This window comes from Bradyrhizobium sp. SZCCHNGR1005, assembly GCF_032489995.1.
GTDB lineage: Bacteria > Pseudomonadota > Alphaproteobacteria > Rhizobiales > Xanthobacteraceae > Bradyrhizobium.
Genome location: NZ_JAUEZC010000001.1, coordinates 1,183,852 through 1,202,889 on the forward strand (window position 1 = coordinate 1,183,852; position 19,038 = coordinate 1,202,889).

15 protein-coding genes are annotated in these 19,038 nt (G+C 62.7%); 9 read left to right on the top strand and 6 right to left on the bottom strand.

Translation table 11 applies throughout. The features are described from left to right. The first annotated feature begins 63 nt into the window (after positions 1 to 63). The 9 genes from pqqB to QXZ85_RS05490 all read left to right on the top strand — a co-directional run bounded on the left by pqqB (position 64) and on the right by QXZ85_RS05490 (position 10,231). Complete coding sequence (pqqB, locus tag QXZ85_RS05450) at positions 64 to 993, top strand: pyrroloquinoline quinone biosynthesis protein PqqB (RefSeq protein WP_315701078.1); 930 nt, start codon at positions 64 to 66, stop codon at positions 991 to 993. 20 nt (positions 994 to 1,013) lie between these two features. Beyond that, positions 1,014 to 1,769: a pyrroloquinoline-quinone synthase PqqC gene (gene pqqC / locus QXZ85_RS05455; RefSeq protein ID WP_409997789.1), complete on the top strand. Its 756-nt coding sequence runs from the start codon at positions 1,014 to 1,016 to the stop codon at positions 1,767 to 1,769. Positions 1,770 to 1,775: 6 nt separating this feature from the next. Continuing rightward, positions 1,776 to 2,087, top strand: coding sequence for a pyrroloquinoline quinone biosynthesis peptide chaperone PqqD (pqqD, locus tag QXZ85_RS05460; RefSeq protein WP_315701080.1), 312 nt, complete (start codon positions 1,776 to 1,778; stop codon positions 2,085 to 2,087). Then, a complete protein-coding gene (gene pqqE, locus QXZ85_RS05465) occupies positions 2,084 to 3,295 on the top strand; it encodes a pyrroloquinoline quinone biosynthesis protein PqqE (protein ID WP_315701081.1) in 1,212 nt (403 codons plus the stop codon). The genes pqqD and pqqE overlap by 4 nt, the downstream gene beginning before the upstream one ends. Further along, the gene (gene pip, locus QXZ85_RS05470) at positions 3,288 to 4,277 is read left to right on the top strand and encodes a prolyl aminopeptidase (RefSeq protein ID WP_316173289.1); all 990 of its coding nucleotides are present in this window, start codon (positions 3,288 to 3,290) and stop codon (positions 4,275 to 4,277) included. Before pqqE ends, pip begins: the two co-directional genes overlap by 8 nt. Before the next feature lie 152 nt (positions 4,278 to 4,429). Beyond that, entirely contained in the window at positions 4,430 to 5,098 is a 669-nt protein-coding gene (locus tag QXZ85_RS05475; protein ID WP_315701083.1) for a DUF4286 family protein, read from the top strand. A 327-nt stretch (positions 5,099 to 5,425) separates the two neighbouring features. Continuing rightward, on the top strand, positions 5,426 to 7,225 hold the full coding sequence (locus tag QXZ85_RS05480; RefSeq protein ID WP_315750970.1) for an FAD-dependent oxidoreductase: 1,800 nt from the start codon (positions 5,426 to 5,428) through the stop codon (positions 7,223 to 7,225). Beyond that, a complete protein-coding gene (locus QXZ85_RS05485) occupies positions 7,195 to 9,045 on the top strand; it encodes a 2-oxoacid:acceptor oxidoreductase subunit alpha (protein WP_315742890.1) in 1,851 nt (616 codons plus the stop codon). The genes QXZ85_RS05480 and QXZ85_RS05485 overlap by 31 nt, the downstream gene beginning before the upstream one ends. A 130-nt stretch (positions 9,046 to 9,175) precedes the next feature. Beyond that, complete coding sequence (locus QXZ85_RS05490) at positions 9,176 to 10,231, top strand: 2-oxoacid:ferredoxin oxidoreductase subunit beta (RefSeq protein ID WP_315701086.1); 1,056 nt, start codon at positions 9,176 to 9,178, stop codon at positions 10,229 to 10,231. A 17-nt stretch (positions 10,232 to 10,248) separates the two neighbouring features. Here the strand turns inward: QXZ85_RS05490 and QXZ85_RS05495 are convergent, their stop codons facing one another. From QXZ85_RS05495 to QXZ85_RS05520, 6 genes are all read right to left on the bottom strand, one after another. After that, positions 10,249 to 11,574, bottom strand: a complete 1,326-nt coding sequence (locus tag QXZ85_RS05495) for a glycosyltransferase (protein ID WP_315701087.1) — start codon at positions 11,572 to 11,574, stop codon at positions 10,249 to 10,251. 244 nt (positions 11,575 to 11,818) lie between these two features. Next, complete coding sequence (locus QXZ85_RS05500; RefSeq protein ID WP_315701088.1) at positions 11,819 to 12,955, bottom strand: TMEM143 family protein; 1,137 nt, start codon at positions 12,953 to 12,955, stop codon at positions 11,819 to 11,821. A 280-nt stretch (positions 12,956 to 13,235) separates the two neighbouring features. Continuing rightward, positions 13,236 to 14,774, bottom strand: coding sequence for a SpoVR family protein (locus QXZ85_RS05505; protein ID WP_315701089.1), 1,539 nt, complete (start codon positions 14,772 to 14,774; stop codon positions 13,236 to 13,238). Then, positions 14,771 to 16,045, bottom strand: a complete 1,275-nt coding sequence (locus tag QXZ85_RS05510; protein ID WP_315701090.1) for a YeaH/YhbH family protein — start codon at positions 16,043 to 16,045, stop codon at positions 14,771 to 14,773. The genes QXZ85_RS05505 and QXZ85_RS05510 overlap by 4 nt, the downstream gene beginning before the upstream one ends. A gap of 24 nt (positions 16,046 to 16,069) precedes the next feature. Continuing rightward, the gene (locus tag QXZ85_RS05515) at positions 16,070 to 18,013 is read right to left on the bottom strand and encodes a PrkA family serine protein kinase (protein ID WP_315701091.1); all 1,944 of its coding nucleotides are present in this window, start codon (positions 18,011 to 18,013) and stop codon (positions 16,070 to 16,072) included. A gap of 161 nt (positions 18,014 to 18,174) precedes the next feature. Beyond that, positions 18,175 to 18,825: a hypothetical protein gene (locus QXZ85_RS05520; protein WP_315767235.1), complete on the bottom strand. Its 651-nt coding sequence runs from the start codon at positions 18,823 to 18,825 to the stop codon at positions 18,175 to 18,177. Between the last annotated feature and the right edge of the window lie 213 nt (positions 18,826 to 19,038).

Here is a 19,038-nt window from a genome sequence, read left to right on the forward strand (position 1 = left end):
GCCTGAAGCCATTATCCGAAGCCCCGCATTGAAGTCCCTCGTTTGACTTCCAGGAGACGGATTATGCTGCGCGTCGTCGTCCTGGGCGCCGCTGCCGGCGGCGGAGTGCCGCAATGGAATTGCGGCTGTGCGGTATGCCAGGCCGCCAGGACTGATCATCCTGAGATCCGGAATAGCCAGGCCTCGATCGCGGTGAGCGCCGACGGCGAGCATTGGTTCCTGGTCAATGCGTCACCAGACCTGCGCCAACAGGTTACCGATACACCGCAGCTTCATCCCAAGCCGGGCGCGCTCCGCCACAGCCCGATCGCGGGCGTGATCCTGACCAATGGCGAGATCGATGCGGTCACCGGCCTGCTGTCGATGCGCGAGAGTTCGCCCTTCACGATCTATGGGCATCCCAAGGTGCTTGCGATCCTGAAATCGAACAGCATCTTCGATGTGTTGAAGGAAGAGAACGTCCGGCGGGTACCGATCGAGGTTGATGCCGCCTTCGCCCCGCAATTGCCGGACGGCACCCCATCCGGGCTCGAAATCCTGCCCTTTGCGGTATCGGGTACCAGCGCCTGGTATCTGCGCGGGAAGGAGCATCCGGGGGGCAGCGCATCGACCGGCGACACGCTGGGCCTGAAGATTGCGGACAAGGCCAGCGGCCAATATTTCTATGTCATCGCCGCCTGCGCCGACGTGGACGATGCCCTGAGGCAGCGGCTGAAGGGCGCGCCGCTGGTGTTCTTCGACGGCACGGTATGGCGGGACGACGAAATGATCCAAGCCGGTCTTGGCAACAAGACCGGGCAGAGCATGGGGCATATCGCGATGTCCGGAGAAAGCGGCGCAATCAAGTCGCTGGCGGACATCGGGATCGGCAGGAAGCTTTTCCTGCACATCAACAACTCAAATCCGGCGTGGCTCCACGCCTCACTCGAGCGGCAGACATTGGAACGCGAGGGATGGGAAATCCCCGCTCAAGGGATGGAGATCTTGCTGTGAGTGATGTGAATTTGAGTGAAATGACCGCGCTGTCGATCGGCAACAATGTGAGGCTGAACAGCGCCGGCGAATTGGAGGCCGCGCTCCGCCATATCGGCGCGACCCGCTATCACAACCTGCATCCGTTCCATAAGCTCTTGCATGGCGGCAAGCTCAACAAGGGCCAGGTGCAGGCCTGGGCGCTGAACCGCTACTACTATCAGAGCACGATCCCGATCAAGGATGCAGTGGTGATCTCGCGCTTCCGCGATCGCGCTACCCGGCTGGAATGGCGGCACCGGATCGAGGATCATGACGGCGACGTCGGCAGCGAGGGCGGGATCGAACGCTGGATCAAGCTGACGGAAGGCCTCGGGCTCGACACCGCTTACGTCGAGTCGACCGAAGGCATCCTGCCCGCGACGCGTTTTGCGGTCGAGGCCTATGTACATTTCTGTCGCGACCGGTCGCCGCTCGAAGCGATCGCCTCCTCGCTCACCGAACTGTTCGCGCCCAGCATCCACGAGGAGCGCATCGCCGGCATGCTCGAGCACTACAATTTCGTCAACCACGACACCATGAGCTACTTCAAGCGCCGGCTGACGCAGGCGCCACGCGACGCCAACTTTGCGCTGCATTACGTGAAGGAGCACGCGACCACGCCCGAGCAGCGCGCCGCCGTCTGCAACGCGCTGATCTTCAAGACCAACGTGCTCTGGGTGCAGCTCGACGCGCTCTATCACGCCTATGTCGACGGCCATATTCCGCCCGGCGCCTTCGTGCCGAAAGAGGGCTGAGACGCCATGGCAGCACCACGCAACATCCAAGTCACCGAAGTAAGCCGCGTGGTGCTGCCGCGTCACACCAAGCTGAGATACGACGAGACGCGGCAGGTGTGGGTGATCCTGGCGCCGGAACGGGTGCTGGCGCCGGACGAGATCGCGGTCGAGGTGCTCAAGCTCTGCGACGGCGCACGCGACGTCGCAGCGATCGTGAACGAGCTTGCGGAAAAATACGCCGCACCGCGCGACATGATCGCCACCGATGTGGTCGCCATGCTGCAGGATTTGGCTGACAAGGGATTTTTGACCGAGGTTCGGGAGAAGACGCTATGACCGAACTGACAGACGTGCATCCGCGGACCGACAGCAATGACGGGTTGACCGTGCTGGAACAGCGCCGCTCGGTCGCGGAGACCTATGGCATTCCGCTTGCGGTGCTGGCCGAACTGACTCACCGTTGCCCGCTGCAATGCCCCTATTGCTCCAACCCGCTGGAGCTCGACCGCGGCGCAAGCGAGCTCACCACGGCTGAATGGAAGAAGGTGCTGTCCGAGCTCGCCGAGATCGGCGTGCTGCAGATACATTTCTCCGGCGGCGAGCCGACCGCGCGCAAGGACCTGGTCGAACTGGTGCAGCATGCCAACGATGTCGGGCTCTACACCAATCTGATCACCTCTGCGGTGCTGCTGACGCGCGAGCGGCTGCAGGCGCTGGCCGACGCCGGGCTCTGCCACGTTCAGATCAGCTTCCAGGCCTCGGAGGCTCCTCTTGCCGATCGCGTTGGTGGCTACAAGGGCGGCCACGCCAAGAAGCTCGAAGTCGCGCGCTGGACGCGCGAGCTCGACCTCCCGCTCACCGTCAACGCGGTGATGCACCGGCAGAACCTGCACCAGCTGCCCGACATGATCCAGATGGCGATCAATCTCGATGCCGACCGGCTGGAAGTCGCCAATGTGCAGTATTACGGCTGGGCCTTGAAGAACCGCGCCAGCCTGATGCCGACCTACGCGCAGCTCGAAGAAACCGATCGCCTGGTTGCCGAAGCGCGCGAACGGCTGAAGGGCGTCCTCACGATCGACTACGTGGTGCCGGACTACTACGCGCTGCGGCCGAAGAAATGCATGGGCGGGTGGGGCCGCCAGTTCTTCAACATCTCGCCTTCCGGCAAGATCCTGCCCTGCCACGCCGCCGAGAGCATTACCGGACTCGAGTTCGAATCCGTGCGCTCGAACCATTCGATCGCCTGGATCTGGCAGAATTCGGAGGCCTTCAATCGCTATCGCGGCACCGGCTGGATGAAGGAGCCGTGCAAGAGTTGCGAATTCCGCGAGATCGATTTCGGGGGCTGCCGCTGCCAGGCCTTTGCGCTCACCGGGGACGCCGGCAACACCGACCCGGCCTGCACCTTGTCGCCGCTGCACGAGAGCATTTTCAAGCAGGCCGAGCGCGACGCGGCTTCCGGCCAGGACCGCTTCCTCTACCGCAATTTTGCCGGCGGCAGCTGGGAAGGCGATCCGGCCGAGCACAACGACAATGCCTGACGCCGAGGCCGGCAAAGCTTCGGCGCGCCGCGCTGATCCCTTCGCACCGCTGACTTCGGAATGGCTGCAGGTCTCCGGCGGCCACGAGATCTATGTCGAAAGCGTCGGCCGCGTCGGCGGCATTCCGGCGGTGTATCTGCATGGCGGCCCCGGTTCCGGCTGCCAGCCCGATCACCGCCGCCTGTTCGATCCCGAGCGTTTCCATGCCGTGCTGTTCGATCAGCGCGGCGCCGGGCGCAGCCGGCCGGCCCGCAGCCGCGACAACAACACCCTGCCCGATCTGATCGCAGACACGGAGTTGATCCGCGAGAAGTTCGGTTTCTCGCGGTGGATCGTGGCCGGCGGGTCCTGGGGCGCAACCTTGGCGCTGGCCTACGCGCAGGCGCATCCGAGCCGCGTCGCGGGACTGGTGCTGCGGGCGACGTTTCTGGGCACAAGGGCCGAGGTGGAAACCGCGTTCGGCGAGACACTGGCCCGGTTCTACCCGGCGCTGCATCGCGACTTCCTCGAAGTGCTTCCCGAAGCCGAACGCGGTGAGCCCTGCGCGGCCTATTGGCGGCGTATCCTTGATCCAGATCCGGCCGTCCATGCGCCCGCAGCACGCGCCTGGCATGACACCGAGCGTGCGCTTTCGGAAGTGAGACCCGCCCGCTTCAGGCTCGATCAAGCGACGCTGCGCGCGACCGGTCCGCTGCCGGCGACAGCCTTCATGGAGGCGCATTACTTCCAGAACGACTGTTTCATGGCGCCGGACCAATTGCTGCGCGAAGCCGGCAGGCTCACCGGCATCCCCGGCATCGTCGTGCAGGGCCGCTACGACCTGCTCTGCCCGCCCGCGACCTCCGCGGCGCTCGCCGACCTGTGGCATGAGGCCGAAATCCGTGTCATCGAAGCCGCAGGTCACAATCTTTATGATCCCGGCATCCGCGATGCGGTCATGAAATCGATCGCCGATATGGCGTCTCGCACGGCTGCGCCTTAAACACGTCGCCATCACCTCGTCCTGAGGAGCGATGCGGAGCATGGCGTCTCGCAGGATGAGGCCCTCCAAATGCATCCGGCCCCGATGGTTGAGACGCGTCTGCGAAGGCGCTCCTCACGACGAGGAACGAACTGCAGTAAGGACACCTCCCAATGCCCATCGCCGGAAAAGGCATGCTGCTGACATCGATGAACATCGATGCGGCTGACGAAGCCGATTTCAACCGCTGGTACGACCGCGAGCATCTGGAGGAGCGCGTGGCGATCCCGGGCTTCATCGAGGCCAGGCGCTATGTCGCCGAGCAGGCGAGCCCGAAATATCTCTGCCTCTACTCCACCGAAACCATCGACGTGCTGAGCAGCGAAGCCTATCGCGCTCGGCTCAATGCACCGACCGACTGGTCGAAGACGACGATGGCGCGGTTCAAGAACATGATCCGGTCAGTCGCCCGCATCACGATCTCGAAGGGCACCGGCCGCGGCGCCATCCTCGGCATCATCCGCCTGCGTCCGAAACCGGGACAAGACGCGGCACTGCGTGCTGCGTTGCAGGTCGAGCTCGATCCTGACGATCTCGACAGCATCATCTCGATGCATCTGCTCGAAGGCGACGCAGCCCTGTCCGGACCGAGCGCCGAGCTGCCCGCAACCGATCGCGGCGCGGATTGGTTTGTCCTGATCGACGGCACCGAAAGCCACGCCATCGCCACGCTGATGACGACGCGCTTTGCTGCGATCGACGGACCACTGGCAACCCAGATGTCGGTCGGCATCTACCGTCTGATGTGGGATCTAAGCCGGACCGACATCACGCAGAGCTGATGGCGCCTTGTGATGGATCAATGACGTCCCCTCGCCGCGGCGCATGCTTGGCTTCGGCGGGGTGATGGCATTCAACAGCATAGATACGCCGCAGTGCAGCACGCGCGCTGCAGCGCATCGGTTACACAAATTTGCCTTTGTGCCCGCCTTGGAATGGCTCTAGTCTAATAGGACAACGATATTGAACCATTTCAAAAACAGAAGGACGGCAGCCAGGGTGTGATCCGGAAGAGCAGGTAACCGCCTCCGATCCGATGATGCCGAATGGCTAGTCATCCTCACGTCAGGAAGGCCGCGCGTCCGTTTATGCGCGCGGGCGAGGTGGGAATGAAACCGACTGATATTTCGGCTCCCGACTACTTTCATAAAGTAGTCGACTGCCAATGGGCTTGCCCCGCTCATACTCCCGTCCCGGAATATATCCGCCTGATCGCCGAGGGTCGCTATAGCGACGCCTACATGATCAACTGGAAATCGAACGTGTTCCCGGGCATTCTCGGCCGCACCTGCGATCGTCCGTGCGAGCCGGCCTGTCGGCGCGGCCGCGTCGAAGAGAGCCCGGTGGCGATCTGCCGCTTGAAACGCGTCGCGGCCGACTTCAAAGACGATGTGACGCAGCGGATGCCGCGGCCGGTCGCAAAGAACGGCAAGCGGATCGCGCTGGTCGGCGGCGGCCCGGCCTCACTCACCGTGGCGCGCGATCTCGCCCCGCTCGGCTATCACTGCACCGTATTCGATGCCGACCCGAAGCCCGGCGGCATGATGCGCTCCCAGATTCCGAAGTTCCGTCTGCCCGACAGCGTGGTCGACGAAGAGACGGACTACGTCCTGAACCTCGGCGTCGAGTTCAAGGGCGGCCACCGCATCGACAGCCTGAAGCAGCTGCTCGCGGACAAATATGACGCTGTTTTCATCGGCTCCGGCGCGCCGCGCGGTCGCGAGCTCAACATTCCTGGCCGGAAGGAAGCTGCGGCCAATATCCACATCGGTATCGAGTGGCTCGCCAACGTCTCATTCGGCCACACCGACAAGATCGGCCGCCGGGTGATCGTGCTCGGCGGCGGCAACACCGCGATGGATTGCTGCCGCACCGCGCGTCGGCTCGGCGGCGAAGACGTCAAGGTGATCGTGCGCTCCGCCTTCGAGGAGATGAAGGCGTCTCCCTGGGAGAAGGAAGACGCGATGCACGAGGACATCCCGATCCTCAACTATCTGGTGCCGGTCGCGTTCAACCACGACAACGGCAGGCTCACCGGGGTGACCTTCCAGAAGGTCCGCGCCGAATATGATGCCAAGGGCCGCCGCAACCTGGTGCCGTCAGGCGAGCCGGACCAGACCTTCGAATGCGACGACGTGCTGGTCGCGGTCGGTCAGGAGAATGCGTTCCCCTGGATCGAGCCGGACTGCGGCGTCGCCTTCGACAAATGGCACATGCCGGTGGTCGATCCCAATACGTTCGTCTCGACCAATCCGAAAGTGTTCTTCGGCGGCGACGCCGCATTCGGTCCGAAGAACATCATCTGGGCGGTGGCGCACGGCCATGAGGCGGCGCTGTCGATCCATCGCCTGCTGTCCGGCGAGGATATCAGCGAGCGGCCGCTGCCCGAGGTGCACGTCACCTCGCAGAAGATGGGCATTCACGATTGGAGCTACGACAACGACGTCTCGCCCGAGAAGCGCTACCAGGTGCCGCATCGCGACAAAGTGGTGGCGCTGAAGGACATCCGCGCCGAGGTCGAACTCGGCTATGACGTCAAGCTGGCGCTCGGCGAGGCGCACCGTTGCCTGAATTGCGACGTGCAGACGGTGTTCTCGAACACGCTCTGCATCGAATGCGACGCCTGCGTCGACATCTGTCCGATGGATTGCATCACCTTCACCCAGAATGGCGACGAGGCCGATCTGCGGCAGCGGCTGAAGGCACCGTCGCTGCATCCGGACCAGAGCCTCTATGTGTCGGATGATCTGAAGACCGGCCGCGTGATGGTGAAGGACGAGGACGTCTGCCTCCATTGCGGCCTGTGCGCCGAGCGCTGCCCCACCGGTGCGTGGGACATGCAGAAATATTTCCTCGAGATGACTCACGCAGGTCACGCATGCCCCAGCAAGCGCCGCTCAGCCGCGTAAACGACTTCGTCGTCCGCTTCGCCAACATCAACGGCTCGGGCTCGGCGAGCGCCAACGAGCTGTTCGCGCGTGCCGTGCTGCGCCATGGCGTGCCGGTCAGCCCGCGCAACATCTTCCCCTCCAACATCCAGGGCCTGCCGACCTGGTACGAGGTGCGCGTCACGGAGGCCGGCCATCTCGGCGCCCGCGGGGGCGGCACCGACCTGATGGTCGCGATGAACCCGCAGACCTGGGACAAGGATGTCGCCGGCATCGTGCCCGGCGGCTATCTGTTCTACGACTCGACCAAGCCGATGCCGTCGAGCAAATTCCGCGACGACATTACGGTGATCGGCGTGCCGCTGACGGCAATCACCAATTCGACCTATAGCGACCCGCGACAACGCCAGCTGTTCAAGAACATCATCTATCTCGGCGCGCTCTGCGCGCTGCTCGACATGGACCCGAAGCTCGTCGAGCAGCTGATCGGCGAGCAATACAAGGGCAAGGAGAAGCTGCTCTCCTCGAACGTGCATGCGCTGCATCTCGGGCGCGACTGGGCGCTGCAGAACCTGAAATGTCCGATCGGACTGAAGATCAGGAAGGCCGACAAGGTCGGCGACCGCATCTTCATCGAGGGCAACAATGCCGCTGCGCTCGGCGCGGTCTATGGCGGCGCCACCGTCTGCGCCTGGTATCCGATCACGCCGTCCTCGTCGCTGGCGGAAGCCTTCACCAACCATTGCAAGAAGCTGCGGCACGATCCGGAGACCGGACAGGCCAAATATGCGATCGTGCAAGCAGAGGACGAGCTGGCTTCGATCGGCATGGTGATCGGCGCGTCCTGGAACGGCGCGCGAGCCTTCACCACGACCTCCGGTCCCGGCATCTCGCTGATGACGGAATTCATCGGCCTGTCCTACTTCGCCGAGATTCCAGCCGTCATCATGAACGTGCAGCGCGCCGGGCCATCAACGGGGATGCCGACCCGCACCCAGCAATGCGACATCATCGCCTGCGCCTATGCGTCGCATGGCGACACCAAGCATGTGCTGCTCTTCCCCGAGGATCCCGCCGAAGCGTTCGAATTCGCGGCGACAGCCTTCGATCTCGCCGAGCGGATGCAGACCGTGATCTTCCTGATGCTCGACCTCGACATCGGCATGAATCAGCGGCTGTGCCGGCCGCTGAAATGGGACGATGCGCGGCAGTATGACCGCGGCAAGATCATGACCGCGGAGATGCTCGAGGAAGGCCGCGACTTCGGCCGCTATCTCGATGTCGACGGCGACGGCATCCCTTATCGCACCTATCCCGGCACCCACCCGACCAAGGGCTCCTACTTCACCCGCGGCACCTCGCGCGATCCTTACGCACGCTATTCGGAGGAAGGCGCCGTCTACGCCGACAATGTGCAGCGGCTGCTGCGCAAGTTCGAGACCGCGCGGGACCTCGTGCCGCGGCCGCTGCAGGCCAATGCGGCGAAGCCCACCAAATACGGCGTCATCTATTTCGGCTCGACGGCGCCGGCGATGGACGAGGCGATCGAGATCCTGGAAGCGCGCGGCCATCTGCTTGATCGCCTGCGCATCCGCGCCTTCCCGTTCCATTCGAGCGTAGCGAGCTTCCTCGCCGAACACGACTTCGTCTATGTGGTCGAGCAGAACCGTGACGCCCAACTACGCCAGTTGATCGTCAACGAGAACGGCATCGATCCGGTCCGGCTGATCCCGATCCTGCACTATGATGGCACCCCGATCACGGCGCGCTTCATTGCAGATAGCATCGGCGATCACCAGGATCACCTCAAAGTCACACCGCTGCGCAAGGCCGTGTCATGACTTTGGCCAAGAGCTCTCCGCCGTCATGCCCGGCCTTGTGCCGGGCATCCACGTCTTTCTTTTTCCTGGCCCAGACACGGATGGCCGGGACAAGCCCGGCCATGACGAGCCTGGGATGCGAGGTGCTCTCATGACCTACATTGCCAAGCCGAAATTCCATCATCCCGGCATCAAGACCAACGCGCTCGGCTTCACCCACCGCGACTACGAGGGCAAGATCTCGACGCTGTGCGCCGGCTGCGGTCATGATTCGATCACTGCCTCGATCATCGAAGCCTGTTTCGAGCTGTCGATCGAACCGCACCGGGTCGCGAAGATCTCCGGCATCGGCTGTTCGTCGAAAACGCCGGACTATTTCCTCGGCAATTCGCACGGATTCAATTCGGTCCATGGCCGCATGCCGTCGGTGCTGACCGGCGCCAATCTCGCCAATCGCGAGCTGATCTATCTTGGCGTCTCCGGCGACGGCGATTCCGCCTCGATCGGCTTCGGCCAGTTCGCGCACGCGATCCGGCGTGGCGTCAACATGACCTATATCGTCGAGAACAACGGCGTCTACGGCCTCACCAAGGGCCAGTTCTCGGCAACCGCTGACCGCGGTTCGAAATCGAAGAAGGGCGTGACCAACACCGACAATGCCATCGACCTGGTCGGGATCGCGCTGCAGCTGGGCGCGACCTATGTCGCCCGTTCCTTCTCCGGCGACAAGAAGCAGCTGGTGCCGATCATTGCCGGCGCGATCCAGCACAAAGGCGCGGCCTTCATCGACGTCGTCAGCCCCTGTATCGCCTTCAACAATCACGCGGGCTCGACCAAGAGCTACGACTACGTGCGCGAGCACAACGACGCCGTAAACCGGCTCGACGTGTTCACCGGGCGAGATCCGATCACGGTCGACTACGCGCCCGGCACGGTGCAGATCGTCGAGCAGCATGACGGCAGCAGGCTGGCGCTACGCAAGATCGACGCGGACTACGATCCGCATGACCGGCTTGGGGCCATGACTTTCCTGCAGAAGCACGCCGCCCAAGGCCAGATCGTTACCGGCCTGCTCTATGTCGATCCGGACGCAGAGGATCTGCACAGCCATCTCAATACGGTTGAGCGGCCGCTGAACCGGATGGAAGCTGCGGATCTCTGTCCGGGCTCGGCGGTCCTGGACAAGATCAACGCCAGCCTGCGCTGATCGACCGTAGCTGCCGGCTATCCGGCCGACAGCCTTGCCCCGACATCGGGCGTCCTCTGCGCATTGACGACCTGATTGATGATACGAAGCACCTCTGAGCGCGTGTCGAGCTTGGCGAATTCACGCGCCATCCTCCTGGCCCGGGCGCGATAGTTCGGCCGATCGAGCACCGCCCTGACCGCCTCGCGTACCGCTTGCGGGGTGGGCTGATTGGTGGCGAGATCGATGCCGACGCCGGACCAGGCGACACGCATGTTCACGTCCGCCTTGTCTTCGGTCAGACCCGCGCTGACGATCGGCAGCCCGTAGCTCAAAGCCTGGTTGACGCTGCCATAGCCGCCGTTGGTGACGAACACGTCCGCCTTCGCCAGCGCCCATTCGAACGGCAGAAAGCGGGATACGCGAGCGTTGGCGGGAATCGCTCCTGGAATGGTGTCCGTCGGACGGCCGCCGGTGGTCACCATGACCAGCAGATCCTTTTCGTCGGCAAGCGCCGCGAGCGTCGGTGCTACCAGAAGCCCGAAATCGTGATTGGCGACTGTTCCCTGCGTGACCAGGACGACCTTGCGCGAACCGCCGAGATCATCCGCCCACGGCGGCAGCGGCGCCTGATTTGGGACGATCGGCGGCCGGCCCACGAAATGGACCGTCGGAGGCAGTTTGCGGGGGAATTCGAAGCCCGGTACCGTCAGCTGGAGATAGGCATCGGCAAGTACGGAAACGGAATCGAACATCACCATGTCCAGCGGACGGCCGCCGAGCTCCGCCAGAATCTCGTTCAACCGACGGCCGACTGGCTCGTTGACGGCACGATCGTAATCCCTGGCGATCTCAGCATAGCGTTTGCGCTCGGCCTGCGTGGTGGCATGTGGCAGCCCGAGAAAATGCGGCGCGCCGTCATCTCGCGTCGAATGCAGGATCGACGTTCCACAGAGCACGACAGGAGGCCGGTTCGCACGCGGGCCGAGCAGCATCGGCAGCACGCCGAAGACCATGTCGTCACCGACGATGACGTCGGGTTGGCCGTCGCGCAACGCCTGCTGCAAGCCCTCGTATTGCGCCGGAATAGTTTCCACGAAGACCCGTTGTAGACACAGCCGCAGCCATTCCGGACCAGGCTCCATGGTCTTCAGCTCGGGCGCAATCGCATGAACATCGCTCGGATCGATATCGGCACCGTCCGGAAGCGCCCTGAACCTCGCTCCACTCGCCTCGACCCGCTGACGCAGCCTGCTTCCTGTCAGAATCGTCACCTCATGCCCGTCCTCGAGGAGGTCGTGGGTGATCGAAAGCAAAGGATTGAGATGACCGGTCGCGGGCGTCGAAGCGATCAGAACTTTCATGGGGGTCTCCTCCTGCCGTGAATATCGGCACGGAAGAGCGGCTCGCGCCCATTTTCCCGTGTCGATCCGGTGAAGGACATTGTCGCCGCAGCGCTACAATTGAGCTGCCGACGCCAGGAAAACGGTTACGCACGAAATCCAATTGCGACCAGCGGACACAATCGCCCGGCCCGCACCCGCCTCGTCGGTCGGCAGGTCCATGCGGCCAGAGGACAATCAAATCCGTCCCCAACCGGAGTTGGGATCAGGTGCGTAGAAGGGCGACCCAGTTGCGCTCGAGCCCTGTGAGCGCATCCGCCAGCGGCAGCACGGCGAGATGGTTGCCGTCCTTGCGGAGCAGGCCAAGGCTCGTTAGCCGAGCCAACGCGTCGTCAACACCAAATGTGATCTGCAGGCCGAACCGCTGCATCACAAAATCCTCGGCGCGCAACTTCACTTCGTCGCGGCTCAGCGATGCGGGCGGCGCGAGCAAGCTGCAATAAGCGAGCAGTGCTTCTTTCCAGTCCTGCTCCTCAGCCTCGCCGATCAGATAGTTGAAAATCCCGGAATTGTTGTTGACGTTGCGGTAATAGATGTTGTCGGTAAGCTGCTTCTGATGGATCAGCGACTGGCGATGGAAATTGCTCCATTGCCGCAGAACGAATGCGCCCAGCGCGAACAGACCACTGATCGCGGCCAGCGCCTGCTCGGCGTCATTGTCGTGCAGCTTGCCGCTGAGGCCGAGATAGAAGCCGGCGACAACGAATAAAACGGTCAGGGTCGAGGCGAGCTTGAGCAGGATCGGCACGCCGCCGACCAGCGCCGGCACGCCGAGGGTCAGCTGGTCGCGGATCCCCATCACGACGCGCACGTTCGGAAACAGCGCCTCCAGGTCCCAGCGCGGGATGTGGCGGAAATATTTGAACAGCACGGCGCCACCGCGAGCCTTCGTCGTGCTACGGCGGGCGCTCAGCAGCGATAGACGCGGCTCCGCGCCTGCGATGTCCGGCCTGGTCGCGACCATCAGCACCACGTCGTCATAGACTTCGACCTCGACCGAGCGGCGGCGCAAGCCGAACAGGGACGGGATGGATACCGTTTCCCGGTGGTACCCGCGGCGGAACATTCGGACATCCCGATAATCCCCGAGCGGCACCTTGACCTTGACCCGCACCAGCGCGTGCTCGGCGAACGCGCGCAGGATCTCCTCGTGACCGATCTCGACGAAGTTGGCCTCGGTGAGAACGCGGACAAATTCCTCGCGCAGATCGCGATAGGCGGATTCGAGCGACTCGGCAGAGAGATGCCCGGGTGGCCTCAACTCCGGATCGAAATAGAAATAGGTCTGTCGCAGCCGGTCGAGCTCGGTGAAATATTGGTGGTGGAGGATGGCACCGAGCATCTGAGCGAACTGCCGGAGCTGCCTCGCCCGATCGTCATTCAAGCCAAAATGGGCGATGACCCCGTCCAGAATGTCCGACTTCCGCAAGGGAATGAAACGATCCCGCGGCCCAGACAAGGCCGCACCATCATCCGGCTCACTCACACAGTCCCTGCCAAAGGTTCGGATATGGCCCCGAGGCCGGCGAGAAGCTTCCCGGCCCTTCTCGTCGCATCATAACCCGAAAAATAGCGAGGTTGCGACGAGAGAATCTAGCAGGCATCACGGAGCGGCGGCCGCGTCAGGCGGCCGCCGGTTGTATCCGCGGATTGAGCACATACTCCTTCAGCACCTTGTCGGTCGCTGCATCGACTTCCGTGAGCGAGACGTCGTAAGTCCAGAGGTCGGCGAGATGCTGCAGGACGCGCTTGGTATCCGTCTCGTTAAGCTGCGCGCCCTTGACGACGGTGTGACGCAGCATCAGCCGGCGGTCGCCGGCGAGGTCGACATCGATCACCTCGATATTGGGATCGATATATCCGACGTCATACTGCTTGGATAATTCGCGGCGGATGCGGCGATAGCCGCGCTCGTCGTGAATGGCATCGACCCGGATGCCGGCGCGCTCGGCCGGATCGTCGTGCAGGTGGAAGAGGCGCAACTGCCGCATCAGATGCGGGCTCATGAACTGGCTGACGAAGCTCTCGTCGCGATAGTTGGCCCAGACATCGCGCAGCACGGCCATCGCGTCCCCAGTGCCGGCGATCTCCGGGAACCATTCGCGATCCTCGTCGGTCGGCTGGGTCACGATGCGCGCGATATCCTGCATCATCGCAAAGCCGAGCGCGTAAGGATTGAAGCCGGAGAAGCGCGGATCGTCAAACTCCGGCTGAAACACCACATTGGTGTGCGACTGCAGGAACTCCAGGAAGTTGCCGTCGGTCAGGCGCCCGTCCTGGTGCAGCCGGCTCATGATCCGATAATGCACGTAGGTCGCTGTACCCTCGTTCATGACCTTGGTCTGGCCCTGCGGATAGAAGTACTGCGCGATATGGCGCACGATCCGCAGGAGCTCACGCTGCCACGGGGCGAGGCGCGGCGCGGTCTTTTCCAGGAAGTAGAGCAGGTTCTCCTGCGGCAAGCCGAGCAGCGCGCGGCGTCGCTCGACATTGAGGACGGCCTTGGTCTTGGCCGGTCCGCTCGGCACGGTGCGCCACAGATCGTTGAAGGCAGCCTCTTCATAAAGCCTGCGCTTGCCGGCCCGCTTCTCCTCGTCCCGCAGATCGAGCTTCTTCTTGCCGGGATAGCGATCGACGCCATGCGACATCAGCGCATGCGCGGCATCCAGCGTGTGTTCCACCGCGAGCCGGCCATGCCGCTCCTCGCATTGCGCGACATAGCCGCGGGCGAATTCGAGATAGTCGAGGATGCCGTCGGCGTCGGTCCACTGCTTGAACAGATAATTGTTCTTGAAGAAGTGGTTGTGACCGAAGGCCGCATGCGCGATGACCAGCGTCTGCATCGTCGCCGTGTTCTCCTCCATCAGGTAGGAGATACAGGGCGAGGAGTTGATCACGATCTCATAAGCGAGCCCCATCAGCCCCTTGCGGTAAGAGGCTTCGTGGAACGCGAAGTGCTTGCCGAACGACCAGTGCTTGTAGAACAGCGGCATGCCGACCGAGGAATAGGCGTCGAGCATCTGCTCGGCGGTGATCACCTCGATCTGGTTGGGATAGGTGTCCAGCCCGAGCTCGCCACGTGCGATGCCCTCGCAGACATCGTGGATGCGCTGCAAGGTCGCAAAATTCCAGTCCGCGCCTTCGAACAGAAGCTCGCTCATGAGGCGGCCCTTTCCTGGGTCTTGCGGCGCTGAAACAGGTCGTGGAAGACCGGAAAGATCTCGCTGCGGTCGCGCACCTTGCGCATCGACAGCGGCTCGCCCCCCGCGCGCAGCCGCTCATAGAGCGACCACAATGCCGAGTCCGGCATTTCGAACGAATAGGTGCCGGACTCGCCGACCTCCAGATAGGCAAAGAATTGCGACACCGGCAGGATGTTGCTGGTCAGGATGCGCGCGACGTTCTCGGAATCCGAGGTCGCATTGTCGCCGTCGGAGGCCTGCGCCGCGTAGATGTTCCAGTCTGACGGGCTGAAGCGCGACCGGACGATCTCGTGCATACATTGCAGCGCGCTCGACACCAGCGTGCCGCCCGAGGCCGGACCATAGAAAAAGGTCTGCTCGTCAACCTCCTCGGCACGATCGGTGTGGCGGATGAAGACGATCTCGACGTGGCGATAGCGCCGCGTCAGAAACACGTAGAGCAGCATGTAGAACCGCTTGGCGAGGTCCTTCATGTGCTCGGACATCGAGCCCGAGACGTCCATCAGACAGAACATGACGGCCTGCGCAATCGGCTTCGGCACCGTCTCGAATCTGCGGTAGCGGATATCGATCGGATCGATGAATGGGATGCGCTTGGCCTTGGCCTTCAAGGCCTCGATCTTGGCCGCCAGCGCTACGCGGCGCTCTTCATCCGTCTCCTCCGCCAGTTCGGCCTCCAGCTCTGCAATCTCCTCCGGCCGCGGCCGCCTGAGCGCGACGCGGCGCGCGAGCGCGCGGGTGACGGTACGGCTGATCGAGATGTTGGCGGGCGAGCCGGAGGTCGCATAGCCGGCGCGCTGCAGGCCCTCGCTCTCGGCCTCGGCGAATTTGCGCTTGGCGAGATCGGGAAGTTCGAGATCGTCGAGGAAGAGATTGACGAACTCTTCCTTGGTGAGCACGAAGCGGAACGCGTCCTCGCTGTCGCCCTGTCCCGGCGCCGATTTCCGACCGCTGCCCTCGCCGGACCGCGGCAGGATGTCGCCTTCGACGAACTTCTTGTTGCCCGGCAGCACCATGTCACGGGTGCCGCCTTCGCGGCGAAAGCGCGGCTCGTCCATGCCGTCGAGCGGGATGCTCACCTCCCCGCCCTCCAACACGTCTTTGATGTCGCGGTCCTGCGACGTCTTCTTGACCGCGCCCTGGACCAGCGCCTTGGCCCTGCGCAAAAATCGCTGACGGTTCTCCAGACTCTTGCCGCCGGGATTCAGGCGCCGATCAATGATGTGCATGACCACGTTTCATACGCCTCCGTCTCAGCCGGCCTGCTTCACGCGCATGTACCACTCGACCAGGCGGCGCACCTGCCGCTCGGTGTAGCCGCGCTCGACCATGCGCGCGACGAAGTCGGCGTGCTTCTTCTCGGTCTCGCCGTCCTTCTTGGTCCCGAACGAGATGACCGGGAGAAGATCCTCGACTTGCGAGAATATCCGCTTTTCGATGACTTCGCGGATCTTTTCGTAGGAGGTCCAGCCGGGATTTTTGCCGCCGTTCTGGGCCCGCGAGCGCAAAGAGAACTTGACAACCTCGTTGCGGAAGTCTTTCGGATTCGCAATCCCAGCCGGCTTCTCGATCTTGGTCAGCTCCTGGTTCAACAGCTCGCGATTGAGCAGCTGGCCCGTATCGGGATCCTTGAAATCCTGATCCTCGATCCACGCGTCCGCGTAATCGACATAGCGGTCGAACAGGTTCTGGCCGTAATCGGAGTAGGATTCCAGATAGGCCTTCTGGATCTCGTGACCGATGAACTCGGCGTAACGCGGGACGAGGTCGGCCTTGATGAATTCGAGGTAGCGCTTCTCGACTTCTTCCGGCAGTTGCTCGCGGCGGATCGACTGCTCCAGCACATACATCAGGTGCACGGCATCCGCCGAGATTTCCGCGGTGTCGTGATTGTAGGTCGCAGCCAGAACCTTGAAGGCAAAGCGGGTGGAGACGCCGTCCATGCCCTCGTCGACGCCGGCGGCATCGCGATATTCCTGGACGCTGCGCGCCTTGGGATCCGACTCCTTCAGGCTTTCGCCGTCATAGACCCGCATCTTGGCGTAGAGCGTCGAGTTCTCGTGCTTGCGCAGGCGTGACATCACCGAGAAGCGGGCCAGCGTATCCAGCGTCGCCGGCGCGCAAGGCGCGGTGGCGAGTTCGGAGCTCTGGATCAGCTTTTCGTAGATCTTGCGCTCCTCGGTGACACGCAGGCAGTACGGCACCTTGATCACGCAGATGCGGTCGATGAAGGCTTCGTTGTTCTTGTTGGTCTTGAAGCTCTGCCACTCCGCCTCATTGGAATGGGCGAGAATGATGCCGTTGAACGGGATCGCACCGATATTCTCGGTCCCGATGTAATTGCCTTCCTGCGTCGCGGTCAGCAGCGGATGCAACATCTTGATCGGCGCCTTGAACATCTCGACGAATTCAAGCACGCCCTGGTTGGCGCGGTTAAGCCCGCCGGAATAGCTGTAGGCGTCGGGATCGTTCTGCGCGTAAGTCTCGAGCTTGCGGATATCGACCTTGCCGACCAGCGAGGAGATGTCCTGGTTGTTCTCGTCGCCCGGCTCGGTCTTGGCAATGCCAATCTGGCGCAACCGCGACGGCTGCAACTTGGCCACGCGGAATTGCGAGATGTCGCCGCCGAACGCTTCGAGCCGCTTGTAGCACCACGGGCTCATCAAGCCGGTGAGCCGGCGGCGCGGAATGCCGTACTTCTCTTCCAGCATCGGCCCGAGGGCATCGGGGTCGAACAGCCCGAGCGGCGACTCGAACACCGGACTCAACTCATCGCCGGCCTTGAGCACGTAGATCGGATGCACCTCCATCAACTGCTTCAGGCGCTCGGCGAGCGACGATTTGCCGCCGCCGACCGGTCCGAGCAGATAGAGGATCTGCTTGCGCTCTTCCAAGCCCTGCGCGGCGTGGCGGAAGAATCCAACGATACGCTCGATCGTATCTTCCATCCCGTAGAAGCCGGAAAACGCCGGATACATCCGTATAGTCCGGTTCAAAAAGATACGGCCAAGGCGTGGGTCCTTGGCCGTGTCGATCATCTGAGGCTCACCGATCGCAGCTAGTAGTCGTTCAGCGGCATTCGCATATCGCATCGGGTCGGTTCGACACGATTCAAGATATTCCGCCATCGACATGTCGGTCTGGCTTCTCGCCTCGAACGACCTCGCGAACGCGTTGAACAACGAATCGTTGTACATGATCCCTCTCCACGTAGGTTCCGCTGCACTGCTGCAACGAGGCGAGATCAGACTACGTTCCTCCTGATCTCGACACCGACTCAGAGTGAAGCGCGCCAGCCCCTATTGGGCACCCTCTTGACCCTCTTCCGCAACGCAAAGCGCAAGCAGCAACTGCCCTATCAACAAGCAGTTCGCTCAATAGTTCGGCAAAATCGAGCCGTAGCGGTCATTTGTAACCCATTGTCTCTGCTTCGCAACATCCGCAAAACCCCGGCACGCTCGTCGCCTTGCGCCGCACAAGACATTGTGAAGCCGGGCAAACCTCGCCGCCCTTGCGCGACGGCATCAGTCTCCCGTCGCACGTGAACCGCGGCTGAACGCAGATCTTCCCTGAAGCGACGAATATTTGGAACGAATCTCGCGCGGTCCCTGCAGCCCATGATGCCGAGACATCGAGGAGTCGTATTGAGGAAGATCAGATCGAAGCTGGAGATCGCGCTTGCCTGCACCAAGCTCGTGGCCGGGAGCCGGATCTGCTCTCCAGGCTGCGTTCGCGCGAACACGATGATCAGCAAGCCGAGAGCCGGCGCCGTCGTGAATGTTCGTGGCGTTGCTGCGGCTATCCCGCCGAGTTTAGTTCGAGCCGCTCGTGCGATCACATGTTGGCCGAAGATGCGCAGGGCGCAATCAGCTACGCCCATCCCGTCGGTAGGGATGGCTGCGGCAACGACGACAAGATCCTTCCTCTCGTCAGCACCGATATCAGTGATCGCACAGACGTCCTCACTGGTCGTAAGGAGCTTGCGACTCTCAGACACAAACAACACCATCTCGAATCAAAACATGTGATGATGTTGTTGGCTTTGCAAGGAGAGCAAGAATGCTTCGAAGCAATTTAATTTGTTGTTTTGCTCAGCGTGCTGTCCGCCATTGGCGGCATTTTCGTGGCCTCGGACGCCAGCAGCGACCGACCATTGTACTGGTGGTGCACGGCTCTGCGTTGCTCGCCATCGCCGCATCCGACGGGGGGCCACAACGTCAAC

What these genes read in the sequence shown, in the direction of transcription:
- pqqD (WP_315701080.1), top strand. Translation starts at nt 1,776, where the DNA reads ATGGCAGCACCACGCAACATCCAAGTCACCGAAGTAAGCCGCGTGGTG.
- QXZ85_RS05515 (WP_315701091.1), bottom strand. Translation starts at nt 18,013, where the DNA reads ATGTACAACGATTCGTTGTTCAACGCGTTCGCGAGGTCGTTCGAGGCG.
- QXZ85_RS05480 (WP_315750970.1), top strand. Translation starts at nt 5,426, where the DNA reads ATGAAACCGACTGATATTTCGGCTCCCGACTACTTTCATAAAGTAGTC.
- QXZ85_RS05495 (WP_315701087.1), bottom strand. Translation starts at nt 11,574, where the DNA reads ATGAAAGTTCTGATCGCTTCGACGCCCGCGACCGGTCATCTCAATCCT.
- QXZ85_RS05520 (WP_315767235.1), bottom strand. Translation starts at nt 18,825, where the DNA reads ATGGTGTTGTTTGTGTCTGAGAGTCGCAAGCTCCTTACGACCAGTGAG.
- pqqC (WP_409997789.1), top strand. Translation starts at nt 1,014, where the DNA reads ATGACCGCGCTGTCGATCGGCAACAATGTGAGGCTGAACAGCGCCGGC.
- QXZ85_RS05485 (WP_315742890.1), top strand. Translation starts at nt 7,195, where the DNA reads ATGCCCCAGCAAGCGCCGCTCAGCCGCGTAAACGACTTCGTCGTCCGC.
- QXZ85_RS05490 (WP_315701086.1), top strand. Translation starts at nt 9,176, where the DNA reads ATGACCTACATTGCCAAGCCGAAATTCCATCATCCCGGCATCAAGACC.
- QXZ85_RS05505 (WP_315701089.1), bottom strand. Translation starts at nt 14,774, where the DNA reads ATGAGCGAGCTTCTGTTCGAAGGCGCGGACTGGAATTTTGCGACCTTG.
- QXZ85_RS05510 (WP_315701090.1), bottom strand. Translation starts at nt 16,045, where the DNA reads ATGCACATCATTGATCGGCGCCTGAATCCCGGCGGCAAGAGTCTGGAG.
- pip (WP_316173289.1), top strand. Translation starts at nt 3,288, where the DNA reads ATGCCTGACGCCGAGGCCGGCAAAGCTTCGGCGCGCCGCGCTGATCCC.
- pqqE (WP_315701081.1), top strand. Translation starts at nt 2,084, where the DNA reads ATGACCGAACTGACAGACGTGCATCCGCGGACCGACAGCAATGACGGG.
- QXZ85_RS05475 (WP_315701083.1), top strand. Translation starts at nt 4,430, where the DNA reads ATGCCCATCGCCGGAAAAGGCATGCTGCTGACATCGATGAACATCGAT.
- pqqB (WP_315701078.1), top strand. Translation starts at nt 64, where the DNA reads ATGCTGCGCGTCGTCGTCCTGGGCGCCGCTGCCGGCGGCGGAGTGCCG.
- QXZ85_RS05500 (WP_315701088.1), bottom strand. Translation starts at nt 12,955, where the DNA reads ATGCTCGGTGCCATCCTCCACCACCAATATTTCACCGAGCTCGACCGG.